Here is a 15,636-nt window from a genome sequence, read left to right as displayed (position 1 = left end):
ACCCATAGCCTGGGCCGAGTGCCCGCGCAGGACGCCGCAGAAGGTCGCAGGAGTCGCAGGACGGAGGTCAGGGTCTGATGAGCACGGAAGTCACGGTCCTCCTTGTCGGCGGCGCGATCCTGGTCGCCGCGACGCTCGCGGTCGCGATCGCGCTGCTCGTACGTCTGGTCCGCACGCGCCGCATGCTGCGCGCGGCGGGGCTGCCGGTCGAGCGCCAGTGGGTGTTCTGGGGCGCTGTCGCCTATCTCGTCCTGCCGGCCGATCTGCTGCCGGACCCGGTGTTTCTCGATGACATCGGCGTGCTCGTGCTCGCGCTGCGGTCCATGCGGTCGGCGAACTCAGGCGTCGGGGGGCGTGGGGCGCAGTAGGGGACGCCGCAGGCGCCGGGCCTTGGTGAGCAGGATGTGCATGCGTTCGGTCACCTGGGAGAGGTCCTCGACGGGCTCGTCGAAGGCGAGCCGGACGTCGGCCTGGCTGCTGGCCTTCTCCAGCCTCAGTGTGAGGGCGTAGCGGTCGATGGCCAGCGGGCGTACGCGCACCACGCCGTGCAAGCTGTCCGCGCACACGAGCCTGGTCAGCTGCTCGACGGCGTCCTCGTGGGCGTCGGCGAGGTGGGTGAGCAGCCGTGCCTCGGCCTCGGCCAGCGGATCGGGGGCGGCCAGGGCCAGTTCGTCGAGGTCGATGCCGACGCGGCCGCCGGTCGAGTCGTGCAGCACGGCGCAGGTCGGCGCGAAGATGAATCCCTCGCCGTCGGGTACGAGCGACCCCGAGAGCCACAACCGGGCCCGGATCCGGTCCCTGACCGGTACGGGGGCCACGTCGGCGAACTCGACCAGGGTGGACGGTTCGCCGCGCGGCGCGCAGATCATCGCGGTGGCCAGCGCACTGTCCGGGGGCGGGGAGAGCAGGAGGACGCCCTCCGGCGTGACGCTGTGGGCGCCGACGAGTTCATCCCTGCCGATCTCCGTGGTCACCGCGCAGGACCAGGCGGTGGCGAGCAGTGAGCGAGCGCGTGCCGCTGCGGTGGGCACGGTCGTGCCAGCGTGACGGACAGCCATCCTTCAACCTCCATTAGGTAAGCCTTGCCTAACTTATCGGAGATCGTGGAACGGGGCCAGTACGCGACCGGCCCCGCGCGGTGAACCACGCGGGGCCGGTCGGGCGCGCCGGGCTGAGCCCGGTCGCGTACGTCAGTTGATGTCGCTCACGCCAGCTGTCGCGGTCAGTGACCGCGGGCGATCCACTCCTCCAGGTGCGGCGCCTCCGCGCCGACGGTCGTGCTGTCGCCGTGCCCGGTACGCACCACCGTCTCCGGCGGCAGCGTGAGGAGGCGGTCCCTGATGGAGTCGACGATCGTGGGGAAGTCGCTGAACGACCGGCCCGTCGCTCCGGGACCGCCCGCGAAGAGCGTGTCACCGGTGAAGACCGTGGCAAGGGCCGGCGCGTGGAGGCTGACGGCGCCGAGGCAGTGCCCCGGGGTGTGCAGCACCTTCAACTCCACGCCCGCCACGCTGAGTTCCTGCCCGTCGGACAGCTCGCCGTCGGGGGCGCGGTCGGGGTGGGTCTGCTTCCACAGCTCCGCGTCGGCGGGGTGCAGCAGGATCGGCGCACCGGTGCGGGCGGCGAGCGCCGGGGCCGCGTCGATGTGGTCGTCGTGGGCGTGCGTGCACACGATGGCGACGACGCGGCGCTCACCGACCGCCGCCGCGATGGCGTCCGCGTCGTGCGCCGCGTCGATGACGACGACCTCGCTGTCGTCCCCCACGATCCATACGTTGTTGTCGACGTCCCAGGTGCCTCCGTCGAGGGAGAACGTGCCCGAGGTGACGAGGTGGTCGATGCGCGCCGCCATCAGAGGACCACCACCGAACGCAGGACGTCGCCGTGGTGCATGCGCTCGAACGCTTTCTCCACGTCTGCGAGCGCGATCGTCTCGGTGACGAACGCGTCCAGGTCGAGCCGCCCCTGCTGGTAGAGGTCGATGAGCATCGGGAAGTCGCGGGAGGGCAGGCAGTCGCCGTACCAGCTCGACTTGAGCGCGCCGCCGCGCCCGAAGACGTCGAGGAGCGGCAGGTCGATGCGCATCTCCGGTGTCGGCACGCCGACCAGGACGACCGTGCCCGCCAAGTCGCGTGCGTAGAAGGCCTGTTCATACGTCTCCGGGCGGCCGACCGCCTCGATGACGACGTCGGCGCCGTTGCCGTCGGTCAGCTCACGGATCGCCTCGACCGGGTCGCCCGAACGGGAGTTGACGGTGTGCGTGGCGCCGAGGCTCGTCGCGGTCCGCAGCTTCTCGTCGTCGATGTCGACGGCGATGATCTTCGCGGCTCCGGCGAGCCGCGCGCCCACGACCGCCGCGTTGCCGACACCGCCACAGCCGATGACGGCGACCGAGTCGCCGCGGCCCACGTTGCCGGTGTTGATGGCGGCGCCGATACCGGCCATGACCCCACAGCCGAGGAGTCCGGCCGCGGCGGGCGATGCGGCCGGGTCGACCTTGGTGCACTGTCCGGCGGCGACGAGGGTCTTCTCCGCGAAGGCACCGATGCCGAGCGCGGGCGAGAGCTCCGTGCCGTCCACGAGGGTCATCTTCTGCTTGGCGTTGTGCGTGGCGAAGCAGTACTGGGGGCGGCCCCGCAGGCACGCGCGGCACTGGCCGCACACCGCACGCCAGTTGAGGATCACGAAGTCGCCGGGCGCGACCTCCGTGACGCCCTCGCCGACCGACTCCACGACGCCCGCCGCCTCATGGCCGAGGAGGAAGGGGAAGTCGTCGTTGATGCCGCCCTCGCGGTAGTGCAGGTCGGTGTGACAGACCCCGCAGGCCTGCACCTTCACCACGGCTTCTCCGGGCCCCGGATCCGGCACGACGATCGTCTCGATCCGCACCGGCTCGCCCTTCGCGCGCGCGATCACGCCCTGTACCTGCTGCGCCATGAGGTCAGCCCTTCTTTCTTCCGGCGTTACTTGCTCGTCCGGCATCACATGTTCTTCCCGCATCCTCACAGACCGGGCCCGCTCGCGACGACCCAGGAGGCACGAGTTCCGATCACCGTTTCCGTCCTCTTCCCCCCGATCCGCGCGGCGCGACGGGCCCTAGGGTGGGTAGGTGCGTGATCTCGCTGCTCAGGCCCTGCTTCCGGTCAACGCGACGCTCGGCGTGGTGCTCCTCGCCTTGCTGCTCGCCGCCGCCACGGTGGCCGCCGTGTTCCGCCTCTCCCCCGACGGCATGTACGGCAGGGCGCGGGAGATCCTCGTGGCCGGGGTGCGGGCGGCCGTGCAGTTGGGCGTGGTCTCGTTGGTCATCGGCTGGGTGATCCACCACGTCGTGGCGCTCTTCGCCTTCCTGCTCCTGATGTTCGCCGTCGCCGCGCGTACGGCGGGGCGTCGCATCACCGCCAATGGCACCTGGTGGTGGGCGGCGCTGCCGATCGCGGGCCCGGTCGTCCCGGTGGTGACGGGTCTTGTCCTGGCCGGCCTGCTGCCGGTGCGCGGCATCGCGATGATCCCCGTGACGGGCATCCTGATCGGCGGCGCGCTGACCGCGACGGTGCTCGGCGGGCGCCGGGCCCTGGATGAACTCCACTCCCGCAAGGGCGAGTTCGAGGCGGGCCTGGCACTTGGCCTGCTGGACCGTGACGCCCGCCTGGAGGTGATCCGTCCCGCCGCGTCCGACGCCCTGCTGCCCGGCCTCGATCAGACCCGCACGGTCGGTCTTGTCACCCTGCCCGGAGCCTTCGTCGGCATGCTCCTGGGCGGCGCGTCACCCGTCCTCGCGGGCGCGGTGCAGCTCTTCGTGCTGATCGCCCTCATGGCGGTCCAGGCGATCGCGGTGGCCACGACCGTCGAGCTGGTCGCCCGGGGTCACCTGAACCGGACGGAGATAATCTCGGAGTGACGAGGGGGGAACATGTCGCTTGCTGACCAACTGCCCGCGCTGATCGGTGTCGTGGTGGGCTCCGTGGGTTCCTACGCGGCACAGAGCCTGACCGAGCGGCGCAAGTGGAAGATCCAGAAGCTGGAACGATGGGACGAGAAGCGGTTCGAGACGTACATCCGCTACGGAAACGCCCTCAAGGTGCAGCTCCGGATCGCTCAGCGCATCGGTGCGGCCATGGGGTACACGGACGTGACCGATCCGCTGGAGCGGAGCCACGGGTTCACCGAACTGGCCGAGGCCGAGTCCCATCGTGCGGCCGAGTGGGAATCGATGCTGCTTGTCGGGGACGCGGCCACGATCGCGGCGGCCCGGAAGTGGCATGAAGCCGTGTGGACCATAGAGCTTCTCGTACGGGAGGGGGTCAGCGCGTCGACCGACTGGGCCCGAGCACATCAGATAGCCAGCGCCGCACGCGATCAGTTCTACGAGAGCGCGCGCGGCGACCTCGGCATCGGAGGAGCTCCCCCGCCCTCGGGAGAATGGCCGCGCCAGTGGCGCGCCGAACTGTCGGAGCGAACGGAGCCACGCCCTTAGCAGGCCCTGTGCCGGTCTCCTCACGGGCGCGCGTCGGCTAGAGCGTAGGCTCCGGACCATGTCTGTCTATGACGCTGTAAAGATCGAAAGCCTGCAGGGCGGCCCGGCGAACCTGGAGCAGCACCTGGGCAAGGCCGTCCTGATCGTCAATGTCGCCTCCAAGTGCGGGCTCACCCCGCAGTACGCGGGCCTGGAGAGCCTGCAGGAGAAGTACGCGGGCCGTGGCTTCACGGTGCTCGGCGTGCCCTGCAACCAGTTCATGGGCCAGGAGCCCGGCACGTCCGAGGAGATCGCCGAGTTCTGTTCGGCGACGTACGGCGTGACGTTCCCGATGACCGAGAAGGTCGACGTGAACGGCGACGACCGGCACCCGCTGTACAAGAAGCTCGTGGACACCGCGGACGCCGAAGGGCACACCGGCGACGTCCGCTGGAACTTCGAGAAGTTCCTCGTTTCTCCGGGCGGCGAGGTGGTGGCCCGGTTCGCCCCGCAGACCGAGCCGGACGCCCCCGCGGTCGTCACCGCGATCGAGGCGCACCTGCCGAAGTAACGCCACGCGCGCACCGACAGGGCGCGGCACACCGGCGGTCGCCGGTGTGCCGCGCCTTTGGTCTCCTCGGTACGCACGAGGACACCGCCTCGAGGGTGGCTCCGGCGGAGGCGTCCGGTCCCCCGCCCCCGGCCACCCCGTACATCCAGTAGGACCAAGCTGACCTGCGGGCTTCGGGCGGCGCTCGTACGGTGACTGAATGGTCATCAGGTACCTTCCGCGCTCCTCATCCGTCCGCTCCGCGGCCCTCGCGGTAGCCGCTCTGGTCCTCCTGCCCACACCCGCCGCCGCGGTCACCGGCGAGCCCACGCCGCCCAAGCCCGGCCCCGCGTACTCCTCGAACCTCCTCGACCGGCCCGGCGTCCAGGTGCGGCCCGATGTCGGCGCCCCGGCCCTGCCGCGCGACGTCTCCGCTCTCTCCTGGCTGGTGGCCGACGCCCGTTCGGGCGAAGTGTTCGCCGCCCACAACGCGCACCGCCGGCTGCCGCCCGCGTCCACCCTGAAGTCACTCTTCGCCCTGACGGCCCTGCCCCATCTGGACGCCTTCACCCGGCACCGGGTCACTTCGAGCGAGCTCTCCGAGGTCGGGGACGGCAGCAGCTTGGTGGGAGTGGAGGCGGGACGCAGTTACACCGTCGCGGATCTGTGGCGCGGGGTGTTCCTCAGTTCCGGCAACGACGCCGTGCACGTGCTGGCCAGGCTCAACGGCGGCTGGCAGCAGACCGTCCGTCAGATGCGCGCCAAGGCCCGCGCCTTGGGCGCCCACGACACCCATGTGGTCTCTCCCGACGGGTACGACGCCGCGGGGCAGGTGTCCTCTGCGTACGACCTGGCGGTCTTCGGGCGGGCGGGGCTCGCGGACCCGCAGTTCGCCCGATACTGCTCGACGTCGATCGCCAAGTTTCCGCACGGCAGCTGGTCCTACCCCATCCAGAACACCAACCGGCTTCTCACCGGAGCCGACGGCGTGGCCCCCTACCCCGGCCTGCTCGGCATCAAGAACGGCTACACCAGCCACGCGGGCAACACGCTCATCAGCGCGGCCCAGCGCGGCGACCGCACCCTCGTCGTGTCGGTGATGAACCCCCAGGCGAGCGGCGCGCACCGCGTGTACGAGGAGGCCAGGGCGCTTCTCGACTGGGGGTTCAAGGCCGCCGGGCACGTGCGGCCGGTGGGTTCACTGGTCCCCGAGAGCGAGTCCCGGGGCACGGCGCAGGGTCCCGCGCCCGCTGCCGAGCTCGCCTCGCACGCGAGCGGCTCGGACGGCCATGACTGGACCACGTTCCTCTTCGTCGCCGCGGGTTCGGCCGCTCTGGTGGTGGGTGCGGCGGTGGTGGTCCGGCGGCGTCGAACGACCCGCGCCTCCCACTTCTCGGGGCGCCGGTAGCCGAGCGCGGAGCAGGAACCGCCGCAGCGCAGCTCTGTCGAACTGCGCCAGGGCCGGCCCCGCGGCGCATGGAACTCGAGAACCGTACGCGCCCGCCCGGACGGCCAGACGCGTACGCCACCGCCGCCCGCGGGGTCGCGAAGACCCTCCTCCAGGAGCTGACGGGCGAAGATCCAGGTGACCTCCGCACCGTCGAGGGAGGCCTCCGGCGGGAAGACGATCTGGACGGCCGACGGATCGGCCGCCGTGTAGCGCAAGATCACGCGCAGCGCGCGCTCCTGGCCTTCGCGGGTGAGCAGGCGGGCGCGGGCGGGCTGCTCAAAGGTGACGGCCATGATCGGACTCCTGTTCCGCGCAGCTGCCGCTGCTCGCTCTGCTTTCTTCCGTGCTTGTTCGAGGCCGGGACGAGGTGGTTCATTACGCGACTCACGGGCCGATCTGTGTGATCTGCACCACTCTCACCCCGTGTGTCGGTTTAGTTACTACCTGAGCTGCACACCCACCCGACCCACCGCCTCCGTCGAGTTCGCCCCCAAACGCCGGACGGGCGAAGCCCCTGCGTTTCAGGGAGGGCGGCGACCGGGGAAAGGACAACGCATGCTCCTAGCCCGCCTCGCCCACGTATCCGCCACCGTGGCCACCACCCCCGCCCGGTCCCAGAAGATCGCTCTTCTCGCCGACCTCTTTCGCTCGGCCACCCCCGCCGACGCCCCCATCGTCATCCCCTATCTCGCCGGGCGCCTCCCCCAGGGGAGGCTGGGCATCGGGTGGAGCCTTCTGAAGGAGGCGCCTGCGCCGGCCGTCGAGGCCGGCCTCACCGTTCAGGACACGGACAATGCGCTGACCGCCATCGGCGCCGTCTCCGGGCAGGGGTCCCAGGCCGAACGCAGGCGGCTGGTGGCGGAGTTGATGGGTGCGGCCACCGCGGAGGAGCAGCGGTTCCTCGTCGGTCTGCTGACCGGCGAGGTGCGCCAGGGCGCGCTGGACGCCATCGCCGTGGAGGGACTCGCCCGTGCCACCGAGGCACCGCCCGCCGCCGTGCGCCGCGCGGTGATGCTGGCAGGGGCGGTGACGCCCGTCGCCGAGGCCCTCCTCGCGAAGGGGCCGGACGCGGTGGACGAGTTCCGGCTCAGCGTGGGACAGCCCGTGCTGCCGATGCTCGCGCACGGCGCCGTCTCCGTCACCGAAGGCGTCGGCAAGCTGGGCGGGCCGTGCGCCGTCGAGGAGAAGCTGGACGGCATCCGTGTCCAGGTGCACCGCGACGGGGACGACGTACGCGTCTACACCCGCACGCTCGATGACATCACCGACCGGCTGCCCGAACTCACCTCAGCCGCCCTTGAGCTGGCGGGCGATGCCTTCATTCTCGACGGTGAGGTCATCGCGCTCGACGAGGACGGCAGACCCCGGCCCTTCCAGGAGATCGCCGGTCGTGTCGGGTCCCGCGTCGACGTGACCACCGCCGCCGCCGGGCTCCCCGTGTCTCCCGTCTTCTTCGACGCCCTGTACGCGTCAGGTCAGGATCTGCTCGACCTGCCGTTCGCCGAGCGGCACACCCATCTGGCGCGGCTCGTCCCGGAGCCGATGCGGGTGCGCCGCACCGTCGTCGCCGACCCCGCCGACGAGGCGGAGGTCGGCGCCGCCGAGGAGTTCTTCGCCGACACCCTGCGGCGCGGCCATGAGGGCGTCGTGCTCAAGGCGCTCGACGCCCCGTACATCGCCGGGCGGCGCGGTGCGAGCTGGCTGAAGGTCAAGCCGGTGCACACCCTGGACCTCGTGGTCCTCGCCGCCGAGTGGGGGCACGGGCGGCGGACCGGCAAGCTGTCCAATCTGCACCTGGGCGCCCGGCGCCCGGACGGCACGTTCGCCATGCTCGGCAAGACCTTCAAGGGCATGACCGACGTGATGCTCGCCTGGCAGACCGAGCGGCTGCGCGAGTTGGCGGTCAGCGACGACGGCTTCGTCGTGACCGTACGTCCGGAGCTCGTCGTCGAGATCGCCTACGACGGACTGCAGAAGTCGACCCGCTATCCGGCCGGTGTCACGCTGCGCTTCGCCCGGGTCGTCCGCTACCGCGAGGACAAGGCGGCGGCGGAAGCCGATTCCGTCGAGACGGTGCTGGCGGAGCGCGAAGTCTGACCCCGGCACGGGACCTCTACCACCAAGTTCTGGCAAAGAACGGGCCTATAGGGTGACCTTAACGCCGTATTGACGCCCATCAGCCAATCAGCAACTAGGGGAAGAGCTGTGTCCGCTTCACGTCTCAGCCAGACGCCACTCCCAGGCATCGGTATCCGGTACGACCTGACCACCCGAGAACACCGCCACATCTCGGTCGTCGCGCACCGGGACGGCGCGCGCACCCTCAGCGCCTACCGTGCCGATGACCCTGACGAGTGCGCGCTCTCACTGCGGCTGAGCTCGGGCGAGGCGGACGCGCTGATCGACGCGCTGATGCCCTCGCACCACAGCCCGAACCTCCTGCACACCACCGACCTCGGTCTCGTCGCCGAGCGCATCGAGGTGGCCGGCTCCTCGCACTGGAACGGGCGGGTCCTCGGTGAGACCCAGATGCGCACCGAGACCGGCGCCTCCATCGTGGCGGTGCTGCGCAGGGCCGAGGCCATCCCGTCGCCCGCGCCCGACTTCCGCCTGGCGGGCGGGGACACGCTGATCGTGATCGGCACCCGCGAGGGTGTGGAGAGCGCCGCCGCGATACTCGGGCGGGAGTGATTCGATGCACTCCGCTGTCTTCCTGATCGAATTCGGCGCGATCATCCTCGCGCTCGGACTGCTCGGCAGATTCGCCGGACGGTTCCGCTTCTCCCCGATCCCCCTCTATCTGCTGGCCGGGCTCGCGTTCGGCGAGGGCGGGCTCCTTCCGCTGGGGGCCAGCGAGGAGTTCGTCGCGATCGGCGCCGAGATCGGCGTCATTCTGCTGCTGCTCATGCTGGGGCTCGAATACACCGCGAGCGATCTGGTCAGCAATCTCAAGACCCAGTACCCGGCCGGACTCGTCGACATGGGGCTCAACGCCGTGCCGGGCGCCATCGCCGCACTGCTCATGGGGTGGGGTCCGGTCGCCGCCGTCGTCCTCGCGGGCGTCACCTGGATCTCGTCGTCCGGCGTCATCGCCAAGGTCCTCGGCGACCTGGGGCGTCTCGGCAACCGCGAGACACCCGTCATCCTCAGCATCCTGGTCCTCGAAGACCTGGCGATGGCGGTGTATCTGCCCATCATCACCGCCCTGTTGGCCGGTGTCGGCTGGGCCGCGGGCAGTCTCACCCTGGGCATCGCGCTCGGTGCGGCCGGTCTGGTGCTGTTCCTCGCCGTCCGCTACGGCCGCGTCATCTCCCGCTTCGTGTCGAGCGACGACCCGGAGAAGCTGCTCTTGGTCGTCCTCGGTCTGACGCTCCTGGTCGCCGGGATCGCGCAGCAGCTCCAGGTGTCCGCCGCCGTGGGGGCGTTCCTGGTCGGCATCGCGCTGTCCGGCGAGGTCGCCGAGGGCGCGCACAGTCTCCTCGCACCGTTGCGGGACCTTTTCGCCGCCGTCTTCTTCGTCTTCTTCGGCCTGCACACCGACCCGGCCAGCATCCCGCCGGTGCTGCTTCCCGCGCTCGGGCTCGCCGTCGTGACGGCGTGCACGAAGATCGCCACGGGGTACTGGGCCGCTCGCCGCGCCAAGATCTCCGTCAAGGGACGGTGGCGGGCCGGCGGCGCCCTCGTGGCACGGGGCGAGTTCTCCATCGTCATCGCGGGTCTCGCCGTCACCGCCGGCATCGAGCCGTCCCTCGGCCCGCTGGCCACGGCGTACGTCCTGATCCTGGTGATCGTCGGCCCGCTGACCGCACGCTTCGCGCAGCCGGTCGCCGCACGGTTCTCCCGGAGCCGCAGCGCCACGGCGACGGTGTCTCTGCCACCTCAGCGGGAGCCGGTCCCGGTCACGGAGGACTCGCTCGACGGGCAGGGAACGGGCGGCCGTTCCTGATTCCGGCGCAGGGTGGACGCCGAGGCGCGGTCATGGCCCGATCATGTCGGGCATTGGCCGTCCACCCTGCTTCCAGAGCCAGAACCGCCGTCGAAGATGAAGCTCCGAAGAGTCCAGTCGAGGAGGAACGATGGCGTTGGAGATGCGGGACCGTTGCGAGCGCTGCGAGAAGGCGGCCCTGCCTCTCGACGCGCCGGCGCGTATCTGCTCCTACGAGTGCACGTTCTGCGAGCCGTGCGCCGTCGGCATGCAGCATGTCTGCCCGAACTGTGGCGGCGAGCTGGTGCGCCGCCCCACTCGCGCACCGGCCTGAGGGCACCGCAGGCCTGAGGGCACGCGCCTCGGGAAAGGCTCCGGCCGAGTTCGGCCGGAGCCTTTTCGCGTCGGGCGTCTCACCGCCCCACGGCGTACCCCTGCATGCCTCGCGGGTTGGCCGCCGCCGAGAGCACCCCGGTCCGCGGGTCGCGCGCCACCGCGCACAGCCGCCCCTCCGACCACGGCTCGCCGACCGTCACGTCGTGCCCGCGCCGCCGCAGCTCCTCGATGACCGCCTCGTCCATGCGGGACTCCACCGTGACGCTCCCCGGGCGCATGCCGCGCGGGTAGAACGAGCCGGGAAAGCTGTCGTTGTGCCAGTTGGGGGCATCGATGGCGCCTTGGAGGTCGAGGCCGCCGCGGACCCAGTCGCGCAGCGCCACCGCCAGGAAGAAGTGCACCTGCCACTGGTCCTGCTGGTCTCCGCCGGGCGTACCGAACGCCATCACCGGTACGCCGTCCTTGAGCGCGAGGGACGGTGTCAGCGTGGTGCGCGGACGGCGTCCCGGCGTGAGGGAGTTGGGCAGGCCCTCCTCCAGCCAGGCCATCTGGAGCCGGGTGCCGAGCGGGAAGCCCAGTTCGGGGACGACCGGGTTGGACTGCAGCCAGCCGCCGCTCGGCGTGGCCGCGACCATGTTGCCCCAGCGGTCGACGATGTCCAGGTGGCAGGTGTCGCCGCGGGTCGCGCCGTCCGCCGATACGGGCGGTTCGCCGGGCACGGGCGAGGTGCCGCTCTTCGCGACGGTCGGTTCGCCCGCGCCCGCTCCGGGCAGGCCGAGCGCGTCGAAGCCGGGCTCGCCCGCGGCCACGGCACTCGCGTGGGCGGAGATCTTCGCGGTGCGCCCGCCGGGGCTTCCGGGGCGCAGGTCGTGCGATGCCTTCTCGCCGATGAGCGTGCGCCGCTCCTCGTTGTAGGCCGCGGACAGCAGGTCGGCGACGGGGACCGTGTCGGCGCCGTCCGCGTCCCCGTACCAGGCCTCGCGGTCCGCCATGGCCAGCTTGCAGCCCTCGATCAGCAGGTGGACGTAGTCGGCCGAGCCGTACGCGGGCAGGTCCGCGAGTGCCGAGGGGAGCACGGCAAGCTGCTGCAGGAAGACCGGGCCCTGGCTCCAGCCGCCCGCCTTGCACAGCGTCCAGCCGTTCCAGTCGTACGTCGCCGGGGCCTCGTAGGTCGCCTCCCAGCCGGCGAGGTCCGCTGCCGTCAGCGTGCCGGTGTGCCGGGATCCGCTGGTGTCCAGCGTGGGGCGACCCACCTGGCGTATCAGCGCCTCGGCGATGAACCCTTCGCTCCAGAGCTTCCGCGCGGCCTCGATCTGTTCGACGCGCGTGCCGCTCCCGGCCTCCTCGATCACACGGCGCCAGGTCGCGGCGAGCGCGGGATTGCGCAGGAGTTCACCGGGGCGCGGGGCCTGGCCGCCGGGCAGGTAGATCTCGGCCGAGGAGGGCCATTCGGTCTCGAAGAGTTCACGCACCGTCTCGACGGTCTCGCCGACGCGCTCCACAGGTGCGTGGCCGTCCTCCGCGTACCCGATGGCGTACGTGAGGACGTCGGCGAGGGACTTCGTCCCGTGGTCGCGCAGGAGCACCATCCACGCGTCGAAGGCGCCGGGCACGGCGGCCGCGAGCGGCCCTGTGCCCGGTACCAGTTCGAGGCCGAGCGAGCGGTAGTGGTCCACGGTCGCTCCGGCGGGCGCGACACCCTGCCCGCACAGCACCCGCACCTCGCCTCCGGCGGGGGCCAGGATGATCGGCACCTCGCCCGCCGGGCCGTTGAGGTGCGGCTCGACGACGTGCAGGACGAAACCGGCGGCCACCGCCGCGTCGTAGGCGTTGCCGCCGTCCTCCAGGACGGCCATCGCTGACTGCGAGGCGAGCCAGTGGGTGGAGGACACCATGCCGAAGGTGCCTTGGAGGGTCGGCCTAGTGGTGAACAAGAGTGCTGCTCCTAGCGTGCGGTGCGGGTACTGGTGCGGCTACTGGGGATCGTACGGAGGGTCGGGGCGGCGGCCGCGTCGGGAGCCGTGCCGTCGTCCTCGACCAGGTGGCAGGAGACCTGGCGACGGCCGTCGGCGTCGCCGCCTCCGCCTCCGGGAAGTTCGCGCAGCTCGGGCACCTCGACGCGGCAGCGGTCGACGGCCAGCGGGCAGCGCGTGTGGAAGCGGCACCCCGGCGGCGGGGCGAGCGGGCTCGGCAGTTCACCGCTGAGGACGATGCGCTGGCGGGTGCGCTGGAGCGCCGGGTCGGGGACGGGCGCGGCGGACAGCAGTGCCTGTGTGTACGGGTGCTTGGGGTCGGCGAACAGCTGGGCGGTCGGTGCCTGTTCGACGATCTGGCCGAGATACATGACCGCGATGCGATCGGCGAGGAACTCCACGGCGGCCAGGTCGTGCGTGATGAACAGGCAGCCGAAGCCGCGGTCCCGCTGCAGGTCGGCAAGGAGGTTGAGGACCGAGGCCTGGACGGAGACGTCGAGGGCGGAGGTGGGTTCGTCGGCCACCAGGAGGTCCGGGTCGACGGAGAGCGCGCGGGCGATGGAGATGCGCTGGCGCTGTCCGCCGGAGAGTTCGTGCGGATGCCGGTCCGCGTGCTCGGGGCGCAGGCCGACCTGGGCGAGGAGTTCGGCCACGCGCGCGCGCGTGCCGCGTCGCCCTTGGCCATGCCGTGCAGGTGCAGGGGTTCGGCGATGATCTGCCCGACGGTCATGCGCGGGTCGAGCGAGGAGGAGGGGTCCTGGAAGACGAGGTGGAAGTCTTTCCGGAGGGGCCGCAGGGCACGGCGCGAAAGACGGGTCACGTCCGTGCCGTTGATGCGGACGGTTCCGCCGGTGGGGTCGTCGAGCCGTACGGCACAGCGCCCCACGGTCGACTTGCCGCTCTCCGATTCCCCTACGAGACCCACGACCTCGCCCTTGCCGACGGTGAGCGTGACACCGTCGGCGGCGCGCACGACGCCGCCATGTCCCGCGAAGTGCCGCTCCAGGCCGTGCAGTTCGAGTACCGGAGTCGCTTGGCTCTCGCGCGTCTGCGTCGTGGGGATCACTGTCCGGCCTCCTGGGTGGTGGGCGTGAGCACGGCGGCGTCCTGCGGGTGCCAGCAGGCCGCCCGGTGCGCGGCATCGGCACCGGCGTTCCGGGAGACCGCCTTGAAGCCGGGTCTGCCCGTCGTGCACCGGTCGTCGGCGTGCGCGCAGCGCGGGGCGAAGGTGCAGGCGTCCCGCTGCGCGTCGAGGCTCGGGACCAGGCCGGGGATCTCGGGCAGGCGGCGCTTGCCCTCGCCGCCCGGGCGCAGGACCGCGCCCAGGAGGCCGCGGGTGTACGGGTGGCGCGGCTCGGCGAACAGCTCGTGCACCGGGGCCTGTTCGACGGGGCGGCCCGCGTACATGACCAGGACACGGTCGGCGGTGTCGGCCACCACGCCCAGGTCGTGGGTGATCAGCACGATCGCGGTGCCGAGCCGTTCCCGCAGGGACTGCAGGACTTCGAGGATGCCCGCCTGGACGGTGACGTCGAGGGCGGTGGTCGGCTCGTCGGCGATCAGGACGGACGGATCGCAGGCGACCGCGATGGCGATCATGACGCGTTGCCGCATGCCGCCGCTGAGCTGGTGGGGGTACTCGTCGACGCGCTGGGCGGGGGCCGGGATACCCACCAGGTCGAGGAGGTCGACGGCACGCGCGCGTGCCTCCTTCTTCGACAGGCCCTGGTGGCGCCGGAGCACCTCGCCGATCTGCCGGCCGATGGTCAGGACGGGGTTCAGCGAGGTCATCGGCTCCTGGAAGATCATCGCGATGTCCTTGCCGCGGACCCGCCCGAGTTCCTTCTCGCTCGCTCCGGCGATCTCGGCGCCGCCGAGTCTGATCGACCCTTCGATGTGCGCGGTGGGCGGCAGGAGGCCCATCACGGCCATCGCGGTGACGGACTTGCCGCATCCCGACTCGCCGACCACCGCGAGCACCTCGCCCGGTGCGACGTCGTACGAGAGATGGTCGACGGCGTGCACGGTACGCGCGTCGGAGCGGAAGGAGACCGACAGGTCACGGACGCTCAGTACGGGCTCGGTCATCGGGTGGCTCCTCGGGGGTCGAGGACGTCCCGCAGGCCGTCGCCGAGCAGGTTGAACGCCAGGGTGGCCGCGACGACGGCGAGTCCGGGGAAGACCGCCATCCACGGCGCGGGCGCCAGGAAGGACTGGGCGCCGGAGAGCATCACGCCGAGTGATGCCTCCGGCGGCTGCACTCCCAGGCCGAGGAAGCTGAGCAGCGCCTCCCCGATGATCGCGGCGGGGATGCCGACGGTCGCCTGGACGGTCAGCGCGGGGGTGGCGTTGGGCAGGATGTGCCGGAGGAGGACAGTGGCGTCGCCGCCTCCGTTGGCGACGGCGGCGGCCACGTAGTCGACGTGCCGCAGGCGCAGTGTCTCCGCGCGGGTGATGCGGATGACGGCCGGGATCTGCGAGATCCCGATGGCGATGGTCGCGTTGGTGAGGGAGGGGCCGAGCACCGCGGCGAGCCCGACGGCGAGCACCAGGAAGGGGAAGGCCAGCATCGTGTCGGTGAGCCGCGAGACCACGCTGTCGGTGAACTTGCCGTAGTAGCCCGCGAGCAGGCCGAGCGGCACGCCCACGACGAACGCGAGGACCACCGCGACCACGCCCACCTGCATAGAAGCACGCGCCCCGTACACGACGCGGGACAGCTGGTCGCGGCCGAGGTCGTCGGTGCCGAGCCAGTGCGACCAGCTGGGCGCGGCGAGGACGCCCGCGAAGTCGGGCCGTGCGGGGCCGTACGGCGCGACCAGCGGCGCGAAGAGCGCCGCGAGGACGAACACGGCGGCGATGACGCCGCCGGTCATGGCGAGCCGGTTCTTGCGCAGGGCGCGCAGCTTGCCGCTGCCCGCGCCCGCGGAACGTATCCGCCCCAGTCTT

At 71.5% G+C, this 15,636-nt stretch carries 15 protein-coding genes and 2 pseudogenes; 9 read left to right on the top strand and 8 right to left on the bottom strand.

Annotated features, from left to right (window positions below; genetic code table 11):
• The first annotated feature begins 77 nt into the window (after window positions 1-77).
• On the top strand, window positions 78-368 hold the full coding sequence (locus tag AB0I94_RS07385) for a YkvA family protein (protein WP_363308469.1): 291 nt from the start codon (window positions 78-80) through the stop codon (window positions 366-368).
• Here the strand turns inward: AB0I94_RS07385 and AB0I94_RS07380 are convergent.
• From AB0I94_RS07380 to AB0I94_RS07370, 3 genes are all read right to left on the bottom strand, one after another.
• On the bottom strand, window positions 339-1,058 hold the full coding sequence (locus AB0I94_RS07380; RefSeq protein WP_363308468.1) for a DUF2470 domain-containing protein: 720 nt from the start codon (window positions 1,056-1,058) through the stop codon (window positions 339-341). The genes AB0I94_RS07385 and AB0I94_RS07380 overlap by 30 nt on opposite strands.
• Window positions 1,059-1,222: 164 nt before the next feature.
• Window positions 1,223-1,852 (bottom strand): MBL fold metallo-hydrolase, encoded by a 630-nt coding sequence (locus AB0I94_RS07375; RefSeq protein WP_363308467.1) that lies wholly within the window; start codon window positions 1,850-1,852, stop codon window positions 1,223-1,225.
• A complete protein-coding gene (locus AB0I94_RS07370; protein ID WP_363308466.1) occupies window positions 1,852-2,937 on the bottom strand; it encodes an S-(hydroxymethyl)mycothiol dehydrogenase in 1,086 nt (361 codons plus the stop codon). Before AB0I94_RS07370 ends, AB0I94_RS07375 begins: the two co-directional genes overlap by 1 nt.
• Before the next feature lie 172 nt (window positions 2,938-3,109).
• Between AB0I94_RS07370 and AB0I94_RS07365 the strand changes: the two genes are divergently transcribed.
• From AB0I94_RS07365 to AB0I94_RS07350, 4 genes are all read left to right on the top strand, one after another.
• A complete protein-coding gene (locus tag AB0I94_RS07365; protein WP_363308465.1) occupies window positions 3,110-3,898 on the top strand; it encodes an ABC transporter permease in 789 nt (262 codons plus the stop codon).
• A 12-nt stretch (window positions 3,899-3,910) separates the two neighbouring features.
• On the top strand, window positions 3,911-4,474 hold the full coding sequence (locus AB0I94_RS07360) for a hypothetical protein (RefSeq protein ID WP_363308464.1): 564 nt from the start codon (window positions 3,911-3,913) through the stop codon (window positions 4,472-4,474).
• A 58-nt stretch (window positions 4,475-4,532) separates the two neighbouring features.
• Entirely contained in the window at window positions 4,533-5,024 is a 492-nt protein-coding gene (locus AB0I94_RS07355; RefSeq protein WP_363308463.1) for a glutathione peroxidase, read from the top strand.
• A gap of 199 nt (window positions 5,025-5,223) precedes the next feature.
• Window positions 5,224-6,411 carry a serine hydrolase gene (locus AB0I94_RS07350; protein ID WP_363308462.1) on the top strand — a complete coding sequence of 396 codons (1,188 nt, stop codon included), beginning with the start codon at window positions 5,224-5,226 and terminating at the stop codon, window positions 6,409-6,411.
• Between the two features lie 113 nt (window positions 6,412-6,524).
• Here AB0I94_RS07350 and AB0I94_RS07345 read toward each other — a convergent pair.
• Window positions 6,525-6,746: pseudogene (locus AB0I94_RS07345) on the bottom strand (SsgA family sporulation/cell division regulator); the annotation flags it as partial.
• Window positions 6,747-7,008: 262 nt separating this feature from the next.
• Here AB0I94_RS07345 and AB0I94_RS07340 point away from each other — a divergent pair.
• From AB0I94_RS07340 to AB0I94_RS07325, 4 genes are all read left to right on the top strand, one after another.
• A complete protein-coding gene (locus AB0I94_RS07340) occupies window positions 7,009-8,550 on the top strand; it encodes an ATP-dependent DNA ligase (protein WP_363308461.1) in 1,542 nt (513 codons plus the stop codon).
• 108 nt (window positions 8,551-8,658) lie between these two features.
• The gene (locus AB0I94_RS07335; protein ID WP_363308460.1) at window positions 8,659-9,144 is read left to right on the top strand and encodes a TrkA C-terminal domain-containing protein; all 486 of its coding nucleotides are present in this window, start codon (window positions 8,659-8,661) and stop codon (window positions 9,142-9,144) included.
• A gap of 4 nt (window positions 9,145-9,148) precedes the next feature.
• Complete coding sequence (locus AB0I94_RS07330) at window positions 9,149-10,399, top strand: cation:proton antiporter (RefSeq protein WP_363308459.1); 1,251 nt, start codon at window positions 9,149-9,151, stop codon at window positions 10,397-10,399.
• Between the two features lie 130 nt (window positions 10,400-10,529).
• The gene (locus AB0I94_RS07325) at window positions 10,530-10,712 is read left to right on the top strand and encodes a DUF1272 domain-containing protein (RefSeq protein ID WP_363308458.1); all 183 of its coding nucleotides are present in this window, start codon (window positions 10,530-10,532) and stop codon (window positions 10,710-10,712) included.
• Between the two features lie 79 nt (window positions 10,713-10,791).
• Here AB0I94_RS07325 and AB0I94_RS07320 read toward each other — a convergent pair whose 3' ends face one another.
• The 4 genes and pseudogenes from AB0I94_RS07320 to AB0I94_RS07305 all read right to left on the bottom strand — a co-directional run bounded on the left by AB0I94_RS07320 (window position 10,792) and on the right by AB0I94_RS07305 (window position 15,623).
• Window positions 10,792-12,648, bottom strand: coding sequence for a gamma-glutamyltransferase (locus AB0I94_RS07320; protein ID WP_363308457.1), 1,857 nt, complete (start codon window positions 12,646-12,648; stop codon window positions 10,792-10,794).
• Between the two features lie 11 nt (window positions 12,649-12,659).
• Window positions 12,660-13,750 (bottom strand): annotated as a pseudogene (locus AB0I94_RS07315) (oligopeptide/dipeptide ABC transporter ATP-binding protein).
• Window positions 13,750-14,775 (bottom strand): ABC transporter ATP-binding protein, encoded by a 1,026-nt coding sequence (locus tag AB0I94_RS07310; protein ID WP_363308456.1) that lies wholly within the window; start codon window positions 14,773-14,775, stop codon window positions 13,750-13,752. Before AB0I94_RS07310 ends, AB0I94_RS07315 begins: the two are co-directional and overlap by 1 nt.
• Window positions 14,772-15,623 carry an ABC transporter permease gene (locus AB0I94_RS07305; RefSeq protein ID WP_363308716.1) on the bottom strand — a complete coding sequence of 284 codons (852 nt, stop codon included), beginning with the start codon at window positions 15,621-15,623 and terminating at the stop codon, window positions 14,772-14,774. Before AB0I94_RS07305 ends, AB0I94_RS07310 begins: the two co-directional genes overlap by 4 nt.
• Window positions 15,624-15,636: the final 13 nt, after the last annotated feature.

The organism is Streptomyces sp. NPDC050147, assembly GCF_040660195.1.
In the GTDB taxonomy this organism is placed as follows: domain Bacteria; phylum Actinomycetota; class Actinomycetes; order Streptomycetales; family Streptomycetaceae; genus Streptomyces.
This window is presented reverse-complemented; position numbering and strand designations above follow the sequence as displayed.

Bases quoted from the DNA above. Each gene is read 5' to 3' on its own strand.
- AB0I94_RS07385 (WP_363308469.1), top strand. From the start codon at position 78: ATGAGCACGGAAGTCACGGTCCTCCTTGTCGGCGGCGCGATCCTGGTC.
- AB0I94_RS07380 (WP_363308468.1), bottom strand. From the start codon at position 1,058: ATGGCTGTCCGTCACGCTGGCACGACCGTGCCCACCGCAGCGGCACGC.
- AB0I94_RS07375 (WP_363308467.1), bottom strand. From the start codon at position 1,852: ATGGCGGCGCGCATCGACCACCTCGTCACCTCGGGCACGTTCTCCCTC.
- AB0I94_RS07370 (WP_363308466.1), bottom strand. From the start codon at position 2,937: ATGGCGCAGCAGGTACAGGGCGTGATCGCGCGCGCGAAGGGCGAGCCG.
- AB0I94_RS07360 (WP_363308464.1), top strand. From the start codon at position 3,911: ATGTCGCTTGCTGACCAACTGCCCGCGCTGATCGGTGTCGTGGTGGGC.
- AB0I94_RS07355 (WP_363308463.1), top strand. From the start codon at position 4,533: ATGTCTGTCTATGACGCTGTAAAGATCGAAAGCCTGCAGGGCGGCCCG.
- AB0I94_RS07350 (WP_363308462.1), top strand. From the start codon at position 5,224: ATGGTCATCAGGTACCTTCCGCGCTCCTCATCCGTCCGCTCCGCGGCC.
- AB0I94_RS07340 (WP_363308461.1), top strand. From the start codon at position 7,009: ATGCTCCTAGCCCGCCTCGCCCACGTATCCGCCACCGTGGCCACCACC.
- AB0I94_RS07330 (WP_363308459.1), top strand. From the start codon at position 9,149: ATGCACTCCGCTGTCTTCCTGATCGAATTCGGCGCGATCATCCTCGCG.
- AB0I94_RS07325 (WP_363308458.1), top strand. From the start codon at position 10,530: ATGGCGTTGGAGATGCGGGACCGTTGCGAGCGCTGCGAGAAGGCGGCC.
- AB0I94_RS07310 (WP_363308456.1), bottom strand. From the start codon at position 14,775: ATGACCGAGCCCGTACTGAGCGTCCGTGACCTGTCGGTCTCCTTCCGC.